Annotated in this window: 20 protein-coding genes; 13 read left to right on the top strand and 7 right to left on the bottom strand. The window is 69.4% G+C overall.

Annotated features, from left to right (window positions below):
• The first annotated feature begins 2 nt into the window (after positions 1-2).
• The 8 genes from DDF62_RS10265 (at position 3) to DDF62_RS10230 (ending at position 6,465) form a co-directional block, all read left to right on the top strand.
• A complete protein-coding gene (locus DDF62_RS10265; RefSeq protein ID WP_116489030.1) occupies positions 3-722 on the top strand; it encodes a CoA transferase subunit A in 720 nt (239 codons plus the stop codon).
• Positions 722-1,363: a 3-oxoacid CoA-transferase subunit B gene (locus DDF62_RS10260; protein WP_116489029.1), complete on the top strand. Its 642-nt coding sequence runs from the start codon at positions 722-724 to the stop codon at positions 1,361-1,363. Before DDF62_RS10265 ends, DDF62_RS10260 begins: the two co-directional genes overlap by 1 nt.
• Positions 1,364-1,582: 219 nt before the next feature.
• A complete protein-coding gene (locus DDF62_RS10255) occupies positions 1,583-2,083 on the top strand; it encodes a DinB family protein (RefSeq protein WP_116489028.1) in 501 nt (166 codons plus the stop codon).
• A gap of 247 nt (positions 2,084-2,330) precedes the next feature.
• Positions 2,331-2,801: an SRPBCC domain-containing protein gene (locus DDF62_RS10250; RefSeq protein ID WP_116489027.1), complete on the top strand. Its 471-nt coding sequence runs from the start codon at positions 2,331-2,333 to the stop codon at positions 2,799-2,801.
• Positions 2,798-3,259, top strand: coding sequence for an iron-sulfur cluster assembly scaffold protein (locus DDF62_RS10245; RefSeq protein WP_116489026.1), 462 nt, complete (start codon positions 2,798-2,800; stop codon positions 3,257-3,259). Before DDF62_RS10250 ends, DDF62_RS10245 begins: the two co-directional genes overlap by 4 nt.
• A 53-nt stretch (positions 3,260-3,312) precedes the next feature.
• Entirely contained in the window at positions 3,313-3,567 is a 255-nt protein-coding gene (gene yidD / locus DDF62_RS10240) for a membrane protein insertion efficiency factor YidD (protein WP_101713535.1), read from the top strand.
• Complete coding sequence (thrS, locus tag DDF62_RS10235; RefSeq protein WP_116489025.1) at positions 3,564-5,540, top strand: threonine--tRNA ligase; 1,977 nt, start codon at positions 3,564-3,566, stop codon at positions 5,538-5,540. The genes yidD and thrS overlap by 4 nt, the downstream gene beginning before the upstream one ends.
• A 1-nt stretch (position 5,541) precedes the next feature.
• Complete coding sequence (locus DDF62_RS10230) at positions 5,542-6,465, top strand: glycosyltransferase family 2 protein (protein ID WP_116489024.1); 924 nt, start codon at positions 5,542-5,544, stop codon at positions 6,463-6,465.
• On the opposite strand, the gene DDF62_RS10225 is transcribed toward DDF62_RS10230, so the two are convergent.
• The 5 genes from DDF62_RS10225 to DDF62_RS10205 all read right to left on the bottom strand — a co-directional run bounded on the left by DDF62_RS10225 (position 6,462) and on the right by DDF62_RS10205 (position 9,986).
• Complete coding sequence (locus tag DDF62_RS10225) at positions 6,462-7,001, bottom strand: DUF4166 domain-containing protein (RefSeq protein ID WP_116489023.1); 540 nt, start codon at positions 6,999-7,001, stop codon at positions 6,462-6,464. The genes DDF62_RS10230 and DDF62_RS10225 overlap by 4 nt on opposite strands.
• Positions 6,998-7,435 carry a thiol-disulfide oxidoreductase DCC family protein gene (locus tag DDF62_RS10220; protein ID WP_116489022.1) on the bottom strand — a complete coding sequence of 146 codons (438 nt, stop codon included), beginning with the start codon at positions 7,433-7,435 and terminating at the stop codon, positions 6,998-7,000. Before DDF62_RS10220 ends, DDF62_RS10225 begins: the two co-directional genes overlap by 4 nt.
• Positions 7,432-7,977 carry an SRPBCC family protein gene (locus DDF62_RS10215; protein WP_116489021.1) on the bottom strand — a complete coding sequence of 182 codons (546 nt, stop codon included), beginning with the start codon at positions 7,975-7,977 and terminating at the stop codon, positions 7,432-7,434. Before DDF62_RS10215 ends, DDF62_RS10220 begins: the two co-directional genes overlap by 4 nt.
• Before the next feature lie 50 nt (positions 7,978-8,027).
• Positions 8,028-9,017 (bottom strand): UDP-glucose 4-epimerase GalE, encoded by a 990-nt coding sequence (galE, locus tag DDF62_RS10210; RefSeq protein WP_116489020.1) that lies wholly within the window; start codon positions 9,015-9,017, stop codon positions 8,028-8,030.
• Positions 9,018-9,107: 90 nt separating this feature from the next.
• Positions 9,108-9,986, bottom strand: coding sequence for an isoaspartyl peptidase/L-asparaginase family protein (locus DDF62_RS10205; protein ID WP_116489019.1), 879 nt, complete (start codon positions 9,984-9,986; stop codon positions 9,108-9,110).
• Positions 9,987-10,054: 68 nt separating this feature from the next.
• Between DDF62_RS10205 and DDF62_RS10200 the strand changes: the two genes are divergently transcribed.
• From DDF62_RS10200 to DDF62_RS10180, 5 genes are all read left to right on the top strand, one after another.
• On the top strand, positions 10,055-11,053 hold the full coding sequence (locus tag DDF62_RS10200) for an NADPH:quinone oxidoreductase family protein (protein WP_116489018.1): 999 nt from the start codon (positions 10,055-10,057) through the stop codon (positions 11,051-11,053).
• A gap of 130 nt (positions 11,054-11,183) precedes the next feature.
• Entirely contained in the window at positions 11,184-11,627 is a 444-nt protein-coding gene (locus DDF62_RS10195) for a hypothetical protein (protein ID WP_133244910.1), read from the top strand.
• Positions 11,628-11,772: 145 nt separating this feature from the next.
• Positions 11,773-12,681, top strand: coding sequence for a WecB/TagA/CpsF family glycosyltransferase (locus tag DDF62_RS10190; RefSeq protein ID WP_116489016.1), 909 nt, complete (start codon positions 11,773-11,775; stop codon positions 12,679-12,681).
• A gap of 21 nt (positions 12,682-12,702) precedes the next feature.
• Positions 12,703-12,921 carry a hypothetical protein gene (locus tag DDF62_RS10185; RefSeq protein ID WP_116489015.1) on the top strand — a complete coding sequence of 73 codons (219 nt, stop codon included), beginning with the start codon at positions 12,703-12,705 and terminating at the stop codon, positions 12,919-12,921.
• Between the two features lie 89 nt (positions 12,922-13,010).
• A complete protein-coding gene (locus tag DDF62_RS10180) occupies positions 13,011-13,901 on the top strand; it encodes an SDR family NAD(P)-dependent oxidoreductase (protein ID WP_116489014.1) in 891 nt (296 codons plus the stop codon).
• A gap of 5 nt (positions 13,902-13,906) precedes the next feature.
• Here DDF62_RS10180 and DDF62_RS10175 read toward each other — a convergent pair whose 3' ends face one another.
• Complete coding sequence (locus DDF62_RS10175) at positions 13,907-14,884, bottom strand: NAD-dependent epimerase/dehydratase family protein (protein WP_116489013.1); 978 nt, start codon at positions 14,882-14,884, stop codon at positions 13,907-13,909.
• A partial coding sequence (locus tag DDF62_RS26155; protein WP_244286789.1) for a hypothetical protein occupies positions 14,881-14,994 on the bottom strand: 114 nt, incomplete at its 5' end. The genes DDF62_RS10175 and DDF62_RS26155, both read right to left, overlap by 4 nt.

Here is a 14,994-nt window from a genome sequence, read left to right as displayed (position 1 = left end):
GCATGGTCGACAAGGTGAAATCCGACGCCGCGGAAGCGTTGGCGGGTCTGCTGTTCGACGGCATGACCATCATGGCCGGGGGCTTTGGTCTCTGCGGCATTCCCGAAAACCTGATCGCGGCGATCCGCGAGACGGGGGTCAAGGACCTCACGGTCATCTCCAACAACTGCGGGGTCGACGGATTCGGCTTGGGCATCCTGCTGGAGAACCGTCAGATCAAGAAGATGGTCTCGTCCTATGTGGGCGAGAACAAGCTGTTCGAACAGCTATACCTGAGTGGGGAGCTCGAACTGGAGTTCAATCCGCAGGGCACGCTGGCCGAACGCATCCGCGCCGGCGGCGCGGGCATCCCGGCCTTCTTCACGCGCACCGGCTACGGCACCCTGGTGGCCGAGGGCAAGGAAACGCGCGAATTCGACGGCGAGATGTACGTGATGGAGCGCGGCCTTGTCGCCGACCTCTCGATCGTCAAGGCCTGGAAGGCCGACGCCGAGGGCAACCTCGTCTACCGAAAGACCGCCCGCAACTTCAATCCGATGATGGCAACGGCCGGCAAGGCCACCGTCGTCGAGGTCGAGGAGCTGGTCGAGATCGGCGCGCTCGACAAGGACAACATCCACACCCCCGGCATCTTCGTCGACCGCCTGATCAAGGGCGCCAGGTTCGAGAAGCGCATCGAACGCGTCACCACGCGTCCTCGCGAAGCCAAGGAGACCGCGTAATGGCCTGGACCCGCGACGAGATGGCGGCCCGCGCCGCCAAGGAGCTGCGCGACGGCTTCTACGTCAACCTCGGCATCGGCATTCCGACCCTGGTGGCCAACTACATCCCCGAGGGCATGCACGTGACGCTGCAGAGCGAGAACGGCATGCTGGGCATGGGCCCCTTCCCCTATGAGGGCGAAGAGGACGCCGACCTGATCAACGCCGGCAAGCAGACGATCACCGAGCTCGACTCCAGCTCGTACTTCAGCTCGGCCGACAGCTTCGCCATGATCCGCGGCGGCCACATCGCCCTGTCGATCCTAGGCGGCATGCAGGTCTCCGAGACCGGCGACCTGGCCAACTGGATGGTGCCCGGCAAGATGGTCAAGGGCATGGGCGGGGCCATGGACCTGGTGGCCGGCGTCAAGCGCGTGGTGGTGGTCATGGACCACTGCGAGAAGTCGGGCGCGCCCAAGCTGCTCAAGGCCTGCTCGCTGCCGCTGACCGGCGCCGGCGTCGTGGATCTGCTGATCACCGAACTGGGCGTCTTCGAGATCAACCGCGGCAAGACCCCGGTGAAGCTGATCGAGCTGGCGCCGGGCGTGAGCGTGGATGAGGTCCAGGCCAAGACCGAGGCGGCGTTCGAGGTGGGCATTTAGTCCCTCTCTCTGGGAGAGAGGGAGGGGCCCACGCCGAAAGGCGTGGGAGGGTGAGAGGTTTCACCCTTTGCAGGAAGGTCTCGGGCCTTGTAGCTAGCGCGGGCGTTTGACGGCGCCTCGTCCTGGGAAGCCGTTACCCCTCACCCTCCCACCGCTTCGCGGCGGGCCCCTCCCTCTCTCAAAGAGAGAGGGTTCCCGTCGGGGGCCAAGAGCCGACCCATGCGCGACTACTTCACCCTGATGGCCGGCTACAACGCCTGGGCCAACGCCCGCCTGCTCGACGCTTGCGAGGCCCTGCCGGCCGGGGCCTTCACCGCCGATCGCGGCGGGTTCTTCGGCTCGATCGCCGGTACCCTGAACCACCTGCTGGTCACCGACCGCATCTGGACGGCGCGCCTGGCCGGAACGGCCCTGCCGCCCTATGGCCTGGACACCCTGCTGTTCGACGACCTCGCGCAGCTGCGCGCCGCCCGGACGGCCGAGGACGCGGCCCTGGTCGCCTATGTCGCCGGTCTTACCGATGAAGCCTGCGCCGGCCAGTTCCGCTGGACGCGCAAGGCCGACGGCGTCGAGGTGGTCGGGCCGCTGTGGAAGACCCTGGCCCACCTCTTCAACCACCAGACCCATCACCGCGGCCAGGCCCACGACCTGATCGGCCAGGCGGGGCTGCAAACCCCGTCGCTCGACCTGCCGGTCTACCAGCGCGAGGCGGGTGTCTGAGGCTTTCGCGTACCCCATAACTCCCGTCATTCCCGCCCTTGTGGCGGGAACCCCTTGTTCCGCTCGCATGTGAAGCGCCAGCGGACTGCCTGGCAGTCCGCCACTCCGGCCCTTGCGGCTGATGGAGGGCTTCCCGCCACAAGGGCGGGAATGACGGGAGAGGGGAGGGCGGATTAGGGCGCCAAGAGACTTCGCCTCTTCAATTCACGCCTGTAGCTCCACCCCCTGGATGTGCTAGATCGCGAGCATGAAACGCGCCGTCGAGCACCGTATCGGGGTCCAGGCCCCCGCCGAGATCGTCTGGGAAGTCGTGTCCGAGTTCGAGCGCTGGCACGAGTGGAACCCGCTCTACGTCAAGGCCGCCGGCCAGCTGAAGATCGGCACCGCCCTGACCCTGGAAGAGGCCATCGGCGATCGCCCGGTCAAGGTGATCCAGCCGGTCGTCCAGGACTGGGTGCCGTTCGAGCAGTTGCACTGGCGTTCGCAACGCCTGGGCGGCTTCGTCACGGCCATCCGCTATCTCGAGGTCGAGAACATGGGCCCCGAGAGCGCGACGTTCTCGAACGGCGAGCTGTTCATGGGCTTCCTGGTCAAGTGGATCTCCAAGGACGAGCGGCGCGCCCTGAAGGGCGCCTTCACGGCCATGGGCGAGGCGGTGCGCGACCGCGCCGAGGCCCTCTGGCAAGCGCGCGCGGCCGCCCCATCTGAAGTCGGATGATCGACGATCTCTACAGCGCCAGGATCCTCAACCTCGTGGCCAACATGCCGCGGGCCGGGCGCCTGGCCGCGCCCGACGCCAGCGCCGACCGCACGGCCAAGCTGTGCGGCAGCCGGATCATCGTCGATGTCGTGGTCGAGGACGGCAAGGTCGCCGACTTCGCCCAGGAGGTCAGCGCCTGCGCCCTGGGCCAGGCCAGCGCCGCGGTGCTGGGCGCCCACGTGATCGGGGCGGATCTTGCCGAACTTGAGTTGGCCCGTGACGCCCTGGCCGCTATGCTGAAAACGAACGGTCCGCACCCTGCGGGCCGCTTTGCGGAGCTCGCCGTGCTGGAGCCGGTCAAGGACTATCCCGCCCGTCACGCCTCGACGCTTCTGGCGTTCGAGGCCGCGGTCGAGGCTGTCCGGAAGGCCACAGGGGCGACCCAAACGCGAACTAGCCGCGCCGGCGCCGCTTGATCGGTTTCTCGCGGGTGCGATAAGTGCCCGACTCCGTTCGCGAAAGCGCCGGCATGAGCCTTTATCACCGCGTCGTCGACTTTGGCCTGCGCGCCTACAAGTTGACGCTCTCGCCTCTCATCGGGCGCCAGTGCCGCTATCTGCCGACCTGTTCGGAGTATGCGGCCCAGGCGCTCAAGGATCACGGACCCGCCAAGGGGTCCTGGCTCGCGCTGGGACGGATCTGCCGATGCAATCCGTTCGGGGGCTGGGGGTACGACCCGCCGCCTCCGCCGCGCGAGCCGCGCAAGTGGATGTGTGAAGAATGATCGATCTGGTTTTCCCCGACGGCTCCTCCCGTCAGTACCCCGACGGCTCGACGGGGCGGGACGTCGCCGCGGCCATCTCCAAGTCGCTCGAGAAGAAGGCCCTGCTGATCAAGCTGGACGGCCAGGTGCTCGACCTCGACCGCGCCCTGACGCCCGACCTGCTGACCGGCGAGCGCAAGTTCGAGATCCTGACGCGCGAGGCCCCCGAGGCGCTCGACACCATCCGCCACGACACCGCCCACGTGCTGGCCGAGGCCGTGCAGGAGCTGTTCCCCGGCACCCAGGTGACGATCGGCCCGAACGTCGAGGACGGCTTCTACTACGACTTCGCCCGCGACGAGCCGTTCAGCCTGGACGACCTGGCGACGATCGAAAAGCGCATGAAGGAGATCGTCGACCGCGACGAGAAGATCACGCGCGAGGTCTGGGACCGCGACGAGGCCATCAAGCACTTCGACGAGATCGGCGAGCAGTATAAGGCCCAGATCATCCGCGACCTGCCGGGCACGGACACGATCACGGTCTATCGCCAGGGGAACTGGAAGGACCTCTGCCGCGGCCCGCACCTGCCGTCGACCAAGCACGTCGGCAAGGCCTTCAAGCTGACCAAGCTGGCCGGCGCCTACTGGCGCGGCGACCAGAACAACGCCCAGCTGCAGCGCATCTACGGCACGAGCTGGGCCTCGGAAGCCGATCTCGAGGCCTATCTGAAGCGCATCGAGGAAGCCGAGAAGCGCGATCACCGCAAGCTGGGCAAGGCGCTGGGCCTCTTCCACATGCAGGAAGAGGGCCGGGGCATGGTCTTCTGGCATCCGAAGGGCTGGAAGCTCTGGCAGAACCTCGAAGCCTACATGCGCCGCAGCCTCGACAAGGCCGGCTATATCGAGGTCAAGACGCCCCAGGTGCTGGACAAGACCTTCTGGGAAAACTCGGGCCACTGGGACAAGTACCGCGCCAACATGTTCGTCTGCGAGACGGTCGAAGGCGAGATCCTGTCCCTCAAGCCGATGAACTGCCCGGGCCACGTGCAGATCTGGAACGTCGGCCAGCGCTCGTACCGCGAGCTGCCGATGCGCATGGCCGAGTTCGGCGCCTGCCACCGCTACGAGCCGTCGGGCGCCCTGCACGGCCTGATGCGGGTGCGCGCCTTCACCCAGGACGACGCCCACATCTTCTGCCGCGAGGACCAGATCGTCGAGGAGACCGAGCGCTTCATCCGTCTGACGCGGATGATCCACGCCGATCTCGGCATGACGACCAAGTACGTTGCCCTGGCCACGCGTCCGGAGCTGCGCGCCGGCACGGACGAGTTCTGGGACAAGGCCGAGGGCATGCTGGCCGAGGCCGCGCGTCTGGCCGGCGTCGAGCCGGTGATCGCCGAGGGCGACGGCGCCTTCTACGCGCCCAAGCTCGACTTCATCGTCCAGGACGCCATCGGCCGCGAGTGGACCTGCGGCACGCTGCAACTCGACTACGTTTTGCCGGAACGTTTGGACGCCGAGTACGTTGCCGAGGATGGATCCAAGAAGCGGCCGGTGATGCTGCATCGCGCGATCCTGGGGTCGTTCGAGCGGTTCATCGGTATTCTGTTGGAAAACTACGCGGGCCACCTGCCGCTTTGGCTGGCGCCGACGCAAATCGTTGTGGCGACGATTACGTCGGACGCTGACGATTACGCGCGCACTGTCGTCGAGCGGTTGACGGCTATGGGATTGCGCGCGGAAGTCGACCTGCGTAACGAGAAGATCAACTACAAGATTCGCGAGCATAGCCTCGCCAAGGTTCCAGTGATCGCGGTGGTCGGACGTAAGGAAGCGGAGACGGGGCAGCTCGCCCTGAGGCGCCTGGGCGGCGAGGGTCAGCAGATCCTTTCGCTCGATGAAGCGCTGTCCGTGCTCGTCCAGGAAGCCACGCCCCCCGACCTCGCTCGCGCCCGCGCGCCGCAATCCACGCGGGAGCCTGTCCAGGTCTGACATGAACAGCATTCTCCCGTCCTTCACGGTGCTCGCCGCAGGCGCGCGTCCCGCCAAGCCCTTGGTCTCGGTGGTGATGGTCGTCTATTGGACGGGAGAGGCGCTGGTCGAAAGCATCCGCCACGTGCTGGCCGAGCCGATGGTCGACGAGTTCGTCATCGTCGATAACGGCTCGCCGCCGGAAGACGTCGACATGCTGCGGGCGCTGGGCCTGACCGAGCCGCGGGTCCAGCTGGTGCAGGGCCACGGCAATGTCGGCTTCGCCAAGGGCGCCAATCTCGGCGCCTCGGTGGCCCAGGGTGAATACCTGATCTTCCTCAATCCCGACGCCAACCTGCAGCCCGACTGCGTGCCGTCCATGGTCTCGGCCTTCCGCGGCCAGCCGGTGCCGACGGTGATGGGCGCGCGGGTCATGAACATCGACGGCACCGAGCAGCGCGGCGGTCGTCGCGGCGAGGTGACGCCGGTCACCACCCTGCTCAGCCTCTCGCAGCTGAGCCAGAAGGTGGCGCGCTTCAAGCGCTTCGAGATCCACCGCGAGCACGAGCCGCTGCCGGCCGAGCCGACCCAGATGCCGACCATCTCCGGCGCCTGCTTCGCCCTGCGGCGCGCCGACTTCGACTTCCTGGCCGGCTTCGACGAGGGGTATTTCCTGCACGTCGAGGACGTCGACCTGTGCTGGCGCGCCCGCCAGGCCGGCGGCCAGGTGCTGTTCCACCCGAACGCGCGCGTCATCCACCTGGGCCACACCAGCCTGGAGCACCCGGTCAAGGTCGAGTTCCACAAGGGCGTGGGCCTGGCGCGCTACTTCATCAAGCGGGCCGACAACATCCAGCGCTACGTGCTGGCGGTGATGCTGGCCCCGCTGATCCTGGGCCTGTCGGTCTGCCGGCCCGCCATCAACGCGCGCCTGCGCAAGGGCTAGTCCCCGATCGGCCGGTCCAGCCGTCCGGCATAGCCGAAGATCACGCCCAGCCACGGATGGGCGACCAGAACGCGGAAGCGGTAGGTTCCGTCGCGCTCGAAGATCCGCGCCCGGCTGAGCGGCGCCCAGGCGGCGGGCAGGGGCAGGGGCCCCAGGCGCCAACCCTCGAAGATCCAGGAAAAGCCGGCCGGGCAGGGCGTGGCGTGGAAGCGGAAGGTCAGGAGGCCGACCGTCTCCTCGAAGGCGCGCGGGTCGCCGGTCGCCGGGGCGACGCGCGAGGCGAAGGTCCGGTCGCCGAACCGGCGCGTCCAGGCTTCGCCGCCGGCCAGGGGCGTGATCGCCACCGCCGTGTCGTGGACGCCGGGGCCCGGCAGGCCTTGCAGCCGCCGGAACAGGGCCGCCGCGCCGCCGTCGCCCCGCGCCCGGGCATGGCCGTGCAGGCTCACCGCCCGCCGCCCCTGGTGGACGGCGCGCACGGCGGCGGGCAGGTCGGCGAAGGCCGGGCCCATGACGCGCGGGAAGAGGCCTTGGCTCATGCCGCCGGCGGCTCCAGCACGAAGCGGGCCCGCTGGGCCGGCGTGGGGACCATGCAGGTCGCGCGCTTGCCCATCAGCCGGTAGCGGTTGGCGGCCAGCCAGTCGTAGCCGGCGTCCAGCCAGGCCTTGGGCGCCAGGCCGACCACGGCCGCCAGCCCCGACCACGGCGCGCCCAGCCGGCGCAGCAGGGCCAGGATCGCCGCGCTCCTCTCCAGCGCCCGGCCGCCGTCGAGATAGAGGAAGCTGGCCGGATGGTCCGGATCGATCCCGTGGGCGATCGCCAGGGCCCGGCCGTAGTCCGACTGGATCGGCGTAAAGCGCATGATCCCCTTGCGATCGATGGCCAGCACCGCCCGCACCGAGCCCGAGCACAGGTTGCACACCCCGTCGAACAGCCACAGCGGTTCTGGCGCGTTCACGTGGGCGGCGTTCATGGGCGGGGCTCCAGGCATTCGCGCTTCAGCGCCAGCAGGGCGGCCGGCACGTCGCGGCGCATGGCCGCCGCCGCCATGCCGGCCGGCAGGCCGAAGGGGGCGCTGACCTTGTTCTCATAGACCACCCGGGTTGCGGCCCCGTCGTCCAGCGGGGTCAGCAGCCACTGGCCCTCGCAGTCGTCGATGTCGCCGCCGATGCAGCGGAAGCCGATGCGCCGGCCGGGCTCCAGCTCCAGCCGCGACACCGAGCGCAGCATCGGCGAGAACAGGCCGCGCTTGATCCAGTGCTCGCGGGTCTCGGTCCGGCCGTCGGGCGAGCGTTCCAGCACCGTGCAGCGCTTGACGCTGGGGGTCATGCGCTCGGCCAGGCGGCAGTCGAGGATGGTGCGCCACACCCGCTCGGGCGGGGCGGGGATGTCGATGGCGGCCCGAACCTCGCCGCGTCCGTCGGCGCCGGCCCGGACCCTGGCCGCCACGCCGTCCCCCACGACCGCCGGGGGCGTCGCGGCCAGCCAGATCAGGGCGAGGGCCAGGCCATGCATGGACCCAGGCTAGAGGGTTTCCACCCTCGCGGGAAAGCCGCTTTCGCGCCTCAACGCTTCAGCGTGGTCGCGCCGTTGGCGTGCCAGGCCCAGGCGTGCTGGATGATGTCGTCGAGGCCGTAGCGCGGGGTCCAGCCCAGCAGGGCGCGGGCCTTGTCGCTGTCGGCCACCAGGATCGGGGCGTCGCCGTCGCGGCGGGTGACGGTCTCCAGCGGGAAATGACGGTTGGAGCGGCGCTCGATCGCCGCCACCAGCTCGCGCACCGAGGTGCCCTCGCCGGTGCCCAGGTTGAAGGCCGTGCTGTGCTTGCCGTCCAGCAGCCACTTCAGCGCCGAGACGTGCGCGTCGGCCAGGTCCAGCACGTGGACGTAGTCGCGGATGCAGGTGCCGTCGCGGGTGTCGTAGTCGCTGCCGTAGAGGGTGAACTTGTCGCGCTCGCCCCGGGCGGCGGCGATGGCCAGCGGGATGGCGTGGGTTTCCGGCTCGTGCTTCTCGCCGATGCGCCCCTCGGGGTCGGCCCCGGCGGCGTTGAAATAGCGCAGCACCACCGAGCGGAAGCCCTTGTAGCGGTCCATGTCGCGCAGGATCTGCTCGACCATCAGCTTGCTGCGGCCATAGGGGTTGAGCGGCGCCTGCGGGTGGGTCTCGTCCATCGGCAGGGTCACCGGCGGGCCATAGGTGGCGCAGGTCGACGAGAACACCAGCTTGTTGACCCCGGCCTTGCGGGCGGCCTCGATCAGGGTGATCGCCCCGCCGACATTGGTGCCGTAGAAGGCGCCCGGCTCGGCGATCGAGAAGGCCACCTCGACGAAGGCGGCGAAGTGGATCACGGCCACGGGCCTGTGCTTGGCGAACACTTCGGCCAGCCGTACCGGGTCGTTGACGTCGCCCACCTCCAGCGGACCCCACTGGACGAACGCTTCCCAGCCGTTGCTGAGATTGTCGTAGACCACGGGCGTGAAGCCGGCCTCGGCCAGGCGCAGGCAGGTATGCGAGCCGATATAGCCCGCGCCGCCGGCCACGAGGATGGCTTGGCTCAAGGTCGCGCTCCGATTTCCATTACGAGTCCGTGGGTTGCCCCGGCTCCCTTCTTGGCGCGGGACCGGCCGGGGTCAAGGGGGAAGGCTGGATCAGAAGGCTTCGGCCAGGATCGTCCCGTCGGGCATCAGGGCCGCGCGCTTGAGGCCGCTGGAGGCGAACGGCATGGCGACGTTGCCGTCGCGGTCCACCGACACCAGGCCGCCGTGGCCGCCCAGGTCGGCCACGCCCTGGATGGCGCCGGCCGCCGCCTCGTCCAGGTCCTGGCCGCCGAAGCGGATGCGGTGGGCGATCTGCGCGCCCACGGCCGTGCGGATGAAATATTCGCCCTGGCCGGTGCACGACACCGCCGCCCAGCCGTCGGCCCAGGCCCCGGCGCCGATGATCGGGCTGTCGCCCACCCGGCCGGGCAGCTTGCCGAACACGCCGGCGGTCGAGGTGGCGGCGGCCAGGCGGCCGTCCTGGTCCAGGGCCACGCAGCCGACGGTGCCGGTGGGAAGCCCTCCCGGAGGGGCGTTGTCCTCGAAGGCGCCGGCATGGGTGTAGTAGGTCTCGGGATCGGAGATCGTCTCCAGGCCCTGGGCGCGGGCGAAGGCCATGGCGCCCTCGCCGGCCAGCATCACGTGCGGGGTCTGGTCCATCACCGCCCGGGCGGCGCGGATCGGGCTGGCGAAGCCTTGCAGGGCGGCCACCGAGCCGGCGCGGCTGGTCGCGCCGTCCATCAGGCTGGCGTCCAGCTCGTACGCGCCGTCGGCGTTGGGCGAGGCGCCCTTGCCGGCGATATAGAGGCCCGAGGCTTCCAGCGCCGCCACGGTCTCGACCACCACGTCCAGGGCGCTGGCGCCCGCCGCCAGCCGCTCGCGGCCCGTCTCGATCAGGCCGCGCATGTGGGCGATCTCGACGCTGTAGTCATGGCCGCGCTTGGCGCCGGCGCCGCCGTGCAGGGCGAGGGTAAAACGTTTGTTTGACATTTGGCTTTCTCGGTCGTCGCGCCTGCGCTAGCGTCGGCCTTCTAAACAAAGAGGCAGGGAGAAGCGAGATGAAGGCGGTGCTCAGCAAGGCGGTCGGCGGACCCGAGACCCTGGTGCTGGAAGACCTGCCCGATCCGGTTCCCGCGCCCGGCCAGGTGCTGATCGACGTCAAGGCCTGCGGGGTCAACTATCCCGACCTGCTGATCATTCAGGACATGTACCAGTTCAAGCCGCAGCGCCCCTTCGCCCCCGGCGGCGAGGTCTCGGGCGTGGTCGCGGCCCTGGGCGAGGGCGTCACCGGCCTGTCGGTCGGCCAGCGGGTGCTGGCCTCCACGGGCTGGGGCGGCATGGCCGACAAGCTGGCCGTCGAGGCCGCGCGCTGCACGCCGATCCCCGACGCCATGCCCTTCGACGAGGCCTCGGCCTTCATCCTGACCTACGGCACTTCGTACTACGCCCTGAAGGACCGCGGCTTCCTCAAGCCCGGCCAGACCCTGCTGGTGCTCGGCGCGGCCGGCGGCGTGGGCCTGGCGGCGGTGGAGCTGGGCAAGGCCATGGGCGCGCGGGTCATCGCCGCCGCCTCCAGCCAGGAGAAGGTCGACCTGGCCATCTCGCGCGGCGCCGACGCCGGCGTCGTCTATGCCCGCGGGCCTTTCGACAAGGACGGCCAGAAGGCCCTGGCCGACCAGCTGAAGGCCGCCTGCGGCCCCAACGGCTGGGACGTGGCCTATGACGCGGTCGGCGGCGACTATTCCGAAGCCACGATCCGCGCCGCCGGCTGGGGCGGCCGCATGCTGGTGATCGGCTTCCCGTCGGGCATCCCGAAGATCCCGCTGAACCTCACCCTGCTGAAGTCGTGCGACATCGTCGGCGTGTTCTGGGGCGCGGCCGTGGCCCGGGACCCGGCCGGCCACGCCGCCAACGTGCGCGAGCTGATGGACCTCTACGCCGCCGGCAAGATCAAGCCTTACGTCTCCGAACGCTTCCCCCTGGAAAAGGCCGGCGACGCCATCGCGCACCTGGCCAGCCGCAAGGCCATGGGCAAGGTCGTGGTGACGGTGGAGTAGGGTCCCTACCGGCCTGTCGTTCGGCGGCGACTTCGCTCCACGGCCCCTTGCAGGCAGCCTCCCGCGTCGACTTGCCGCCTCCGGGCGACTGCGACATGCTGAGCCGATGGGGGCTCGATTTCTGTTCCAGGTGCACGACGATCGTTGGGCGACGTGTTCGCTCGAAATCGGCGGTTCCCGTGTCGAGTGGTTCGCCAGCCGTCTGTCCGATGACGTGCTCGGCGACCTGATGAGCGCGCTCGCAGCCCTCCTCAGGGACGGCGCGACGGATGCGACGGTCGTCTTCGTCGACGAGCCTGGTTGCCTGGCGCTCACGCTGACCACGCAGGCCGCCGGTGCGGTCCGGGTGAGCGTCTCCCGTTTTGCGGACTGGCCGCTCACTGGGCGGCCAGCAGGCGAGGTGATCTTTAACGAGGTCGCCCGGCTGCGAACCCTGGCGGGATCGGTCGTCTCGAGCGCGCAGGACCTCCTGGCGACGTTCGGGAGCGGGGGCTACCTGGCGCGGTGGGGCGCGCCCTTTCCCGAAGCCGCGCTCACAAGCCTTCAGGCGGCCTTGCACGAGCGGCGTGGTTAAGCTTTCGCAAATCACCCCTCTGCCGTCCCGTTCTGAAACAACAGTAAAATCATACGGTTAAACGGTCGGTAAGGACGTCCCTTAGCAAAGCGGTGAGATCAACTGGGCTATTGCTGCTCTTCGAATAGTCGGAGGCGGCGTTCAGATGTTCCTTCCTGCTCGCGACGCGTTTCCCGTGGAGGCGCGCCGCCCGTACCGTATGAACCGGCGTCCCGAGGAGCGCGTGAAGGTGCTCGGGGGCGAGATGGATCTCGTGCGCCCGGAAGAGGTCTTCCACTTCGTGGCCGGCCGGATCGCGGGCGGCAAGGGCGCGATCGTCGCCAACCACAACCTGCACAGCCTGTATCTGCTGCAGAAGGACCCGCAGGTCGTCGACTTTTTCGAGGCCGCCGAGCTGATCGAGGTGGACTCTGTCCCGCTGATCTTCTGGGCGCGCATCGTCGGCCGGGCCAGCCGCCGCTTCCACCGCTGCACCTATCTGGACTGGCGCAACGACTTCTGGGCGCGCGCCACCAAGGAGAACTGGAAGGTGTTCTTCGTCGGCGGCGCCCCGGGCGTGGCCGACAAGGCGCTGGAGAACATCCGTCGCGATTGGCCGAACGCCCGGGTCGAGAGCCATCAGGGCTATTTCGACGTCACCGACGGTTCGCCCGAGAACGAGGCGGTGGTCGCCAGGATCAAGGCCTATAAGCCCGACATCCTGTTCGTCGGCATGGGCATGCCGCGCCAGGAGAAGTGGCTGCTGGAGAACCACAAGAAGCTCGACCCCTGCGTCGGCTTCACGGTCGGCGGCGCCTTCGACTACGAGGCCGGCGTGCAGCTGGCCGCGCCGCGCTGGATGGGCCAGGTGGGCATGGAGTGGCTGTTCCGGCTGATGGCCGATCCCGAGCGGCTGTTCACCCGCTACTGCGTCGAGCCCTGGCACCTGTTCGGTCCGGCCATGGTCGACGCGCGCAGGGCTCTTGCGCGGCAGCTGAAGCCGGGCAAAAAGAAGAACGCCGTTCCGCCGGAGGCCGCCTATCGGCGCGCCACCGATCTCGCGCTCAAGCCTTAACCTGACGTCCGTGGGGGACCCATGGGTTTGAAGATCGACAAGAAGCCGCGTCGCCGCGCCGCCGAGCAGGCCAACGTCTGGCAGCGCGTCTGCGCCGTCTTCGGCCTGGCCGGCCTGGTGCTGGCCTGGGCGGTGATGCTGGTTCCGTGCGCCCTGTGGCTGCTGTTCAGCCTGGTCGCCCGCCGCCCCGCCCAGGGCCGTTCGCCGTTCGATCGCGCCTCGGCCGCTGACGCCGCGTAAGGCTGGCCGCTGGCGGCGGCCCGTCCCATGATCCTCCCGCGCCAAGCGGCCCGCCTCCAGAGGCCGCGCGCCAAAAGGGAGGACGCCGCATGGCCGGACGTCTGGACGGCAAGGTCGCCGTCGTCACCGGGGCCTGCTCGGGCATAGGCCTGGGAACCGTCGAACTGTTCGTGGCCCAGGGCGCGCGCGTGGTCGCCGCCGACCTGCAGGCCGAAAAGGGCGCGATCCTCGAGCAGCGCTTTCCTGACGCCGTGCGCTTCTCGCGCTGCGACGTCACCGTCGAGGACGACATCGCCGCCGCCATCGGCCTGGCGACGCAGGCCTTCGGCGGGCTCGACATCCTGTTCAACAACGCCGGCCACGGCGGCGCCCACAACGGCGTGGCCGACATGACCGGCGAGGCCTGGGACGCCACCTTCGCCGTGCTGCTGCGCGGTCCGGTGCTGGGCATGAAGCACGCCCTGCCGGCCATGCAGGCGAGGGGCGGCGGCTCGATCATCAACACCGCCTCGATCGCCGGCCTGCAGGCGGGCTTCGGGCCGCTGGCCTATTCCTCGGCCAAGGCGGCGGTGATCCACATGACCCGCTGCGCGGCCGCCGAACTGTCGCCGCTGGGCGTGCGGGTCAACGCCATCTGCCCGGGCCTGATCGCCACCTCGATCTTCGGCGCCTCGATCGGGCTTTCCCGGGACGTCGCCGACCAGATGGCCGCCCGCGTCGCCGAGGTCGGGCCCAAGATCCAGCCCATCGCCAAGGCCGGCCTGCCCGAGGACATCGCCGCCGCGGCCCTCTACCTGGCCAGCGACGACAGCGCCTTCGTCAGCGGAACCCACATCGTCGTCGACGGCGGCATCACCATCGGCCCGCGCAGCAGCTGGGACACGCGCACGCCCTCGCCGATCCTGGCGGCCATGGGCGTCTCGCCCGAGCAGGCCGAGGCCATGCGCGCGGCGATGATCGCGGGGCAGGCGGCGGAGTAGGGAACCTAGCGGCCGTAGAAGTCGGCGTACCAGGCCGCGAAGCGCTGGAGGCCTTCCTCGACGCCGACTTTCGGCTTGTAGCCGGTCAGGGCGTGCAGCTTGGAGACGTCGGCATAGGTGGCCGGCACGTCGCCCGGCTGCATCGGCAGGAAGACCTTTTCCGCCTGGCGGCCGATGGCGGCCTCCAGGGCGGCGATCATGTCCATCAGGCCGACCGGGTTGCTGTCGCCGATGTTGTAGACCTCGTGCCCGCCGCGCGGCGGCGGGTTGTCGAGCACGCCGACGATGCCGTCGACGATGTCGTCGATATAGGTGAAGTCGCGGGCCATCCTGCCCTCGCCATAGACCTCGATCGGCTCGCCGCGCAGGATCTTCTGGGTGAAGCTGAAATAGGCCATGTCGGGCCGGCCCCAGGGACCGTAGACCGTGAAGAACCGCAGGCCCGCCTGCGGAAAGCCGTAGAGGCTGGCGTAGCTCTGGCTCAGCAGCTCGCACGAGCGCTTGGTGGCCGCGTACAGCGACACTGGGGCCTCGGCCGGATCGGTCTCCTTGAAGCCTTCGCCGGCCAGCGGCCGCTCGCCATAGACGCTGCTCGACGAGGCGTAGACCAGGGCCTCGACGCCGCCGTGGCGGCAGGCCTCCAGCACCGACAGGTGGCCGGCCAGGTTCGAGCGCTCGTAGGCGAAGGGGTTGTCGATCGAGTAGCGCACCCCGGCCTGGGCGGCCAGGTGGACGATCCGCCGGGCGCCCGACGACTGGACCAGCGCCAGCAGGGCCTCGTGCTCGGCGATGTCCATACGGATCATCGTAAAGCCCGGGCGGCCCTCCAGGCGCGCGGCGCGGGCGTCTTTCAGGGCCGGGTCGTAATAGGCGTTGAAGACGTCGACGCCGATCACCGTCTCGCCGCGGTCGAGCAGGCGCTCGACCACGTGCATGCCGATGAAGCCGGCCGCGCCGGTGACGATGACGGGTCCGGCGCTCACGCCCCGCGCCCCACCGAGGCGTAGGTGAAGCCGTGGCGGACCATCTCATGCGGCTTGTAGACGTTGCGCAGGTCGACGATGACCGGGGCGGCCAGCAGGGTCTTGAGGCG

Origin of the sequence: Caulobacter radicis (assembly GCF_003094615.1) — a bacterium.
Taxonomy (GTDB): domain Bacteria; phylum Pseudomonadota; class Alphaproteobacteria; order Caulobacterales; family Caulobacteraceae; genus Caulobacter; species Caulobacter radicis.
Note: the sequence above shows the minus strand (reverse complement) of the source record. Positions and strands in the feature narration are given on the sequence as shown.

Coding starts and splice junctions, on each gene's coding strand:
- DDF62_RS10190 (WP_116489016.1), top strand. CDS start 11,773: ATGTTCCTTCCTGCTCGCGACGCGTTTCCCGTGGAGGCGCGCCGCCCG.
- thrS (WP_116489025.1), top strand. CDS start 3,564: ATGATCGATCTGGTTTTCCCCGACGGCTCCTCCCGTCAGTACCCCGAC.
- DDF62_RS10185 (WP_116489015.1), top strand. CDS start 12,703: ATGGGTTTGAAGATCGACAAGAAGCCGCGTCGCCGCGCCGCCGAGCAG.
- DDF62_RS10220 (WP_116489022.1), bottom strand. CDS start 7,435: ATGAACGCCGCCCACGTGAACGCGCCAGAACCGCTGTGGCTGTTCGAC.
- DDF62_RS10245 (WP_116489026.1), top strand. CDS start 2,798: ATGATCGACGATCTCTACAGCGCCAGGATCCTCAACCTCGTGGCCAAC.
- DDF62_RS10215 (WP_116489021.1), bottom strand. CDS start 7,977: ATGCATGGCCTGGCCCTCGCCCTGATCTGGCTGGCCGCGACGCCCCCG.
- DDF62_RS10265 (WP_116489030.1), top strand. CDS start 3: ATGGTCGACAAGGTGAAATCCGACGCCGCGGAAGCGTTGGCGGGTCTG.
- DDF62_RS10255 (WP_116489028.1), top strand. CDS start 1,583: ATGCGCGACTACTTCACCCTGATGGCCGGCTACAACGCCTGGGCCAAC.
- DDF62_RS10225 (WP_116489023.1), bottom strand. CDS start 7,001: ATGAGCCAAGGCCTCTTCCCGCGCGTCATGGGCCCGGCCTTCGCCGAC.
- yidD (WP_101713535.1), top strand. CDS start 3,313: ATGAGCCTTTATCACCGCGTCGTCGACTTTGGCCTGCGCGCCTACAAG.
- DDF62_RS10200 (WP_116489018.1), top strand. CDS start 10,055: ATGAAGGCGGTGCTCAGCAAGGCGGTCGGCGGACCCGAGACCCTGGTG.
- DDF62_RS10250 (WP_116489027.1), top strand. CDS start 2,331: ATGAAACGCGCCGTCGAGCACCGTATCGGGGTCCAGGCCCCCGCCGAG.
- DDF62_RS10180 (WP_116489014.1), top strand. CDS start 13,011: ATGGCCGGACGTCTGGACGGCAAGGTCGCCGTCGTCACCGGGGCCTGC.
- DDF62_RS10205 (WP_116489019.1), bottom strand. CDS start 9,986: ATGTCAAACAAACGTTTTACCCTCGCCCTGCACGGCGGCGCCGGCGCC.
- DDF62_RS10230 (WP_116489024.1), top strand. CDS start 5,542: ATGAACAGCATTCTCCCGTCCTTCACGGTGCTCGCCGCAGGCGCGCGT.
- DDF62_RS10260 (WP_116489029.1), top strand. CDS start 722: ATGGCCTGGACCCGCGACGAGATGGCGGCCCGCGCCGCCAAGGAGCTG.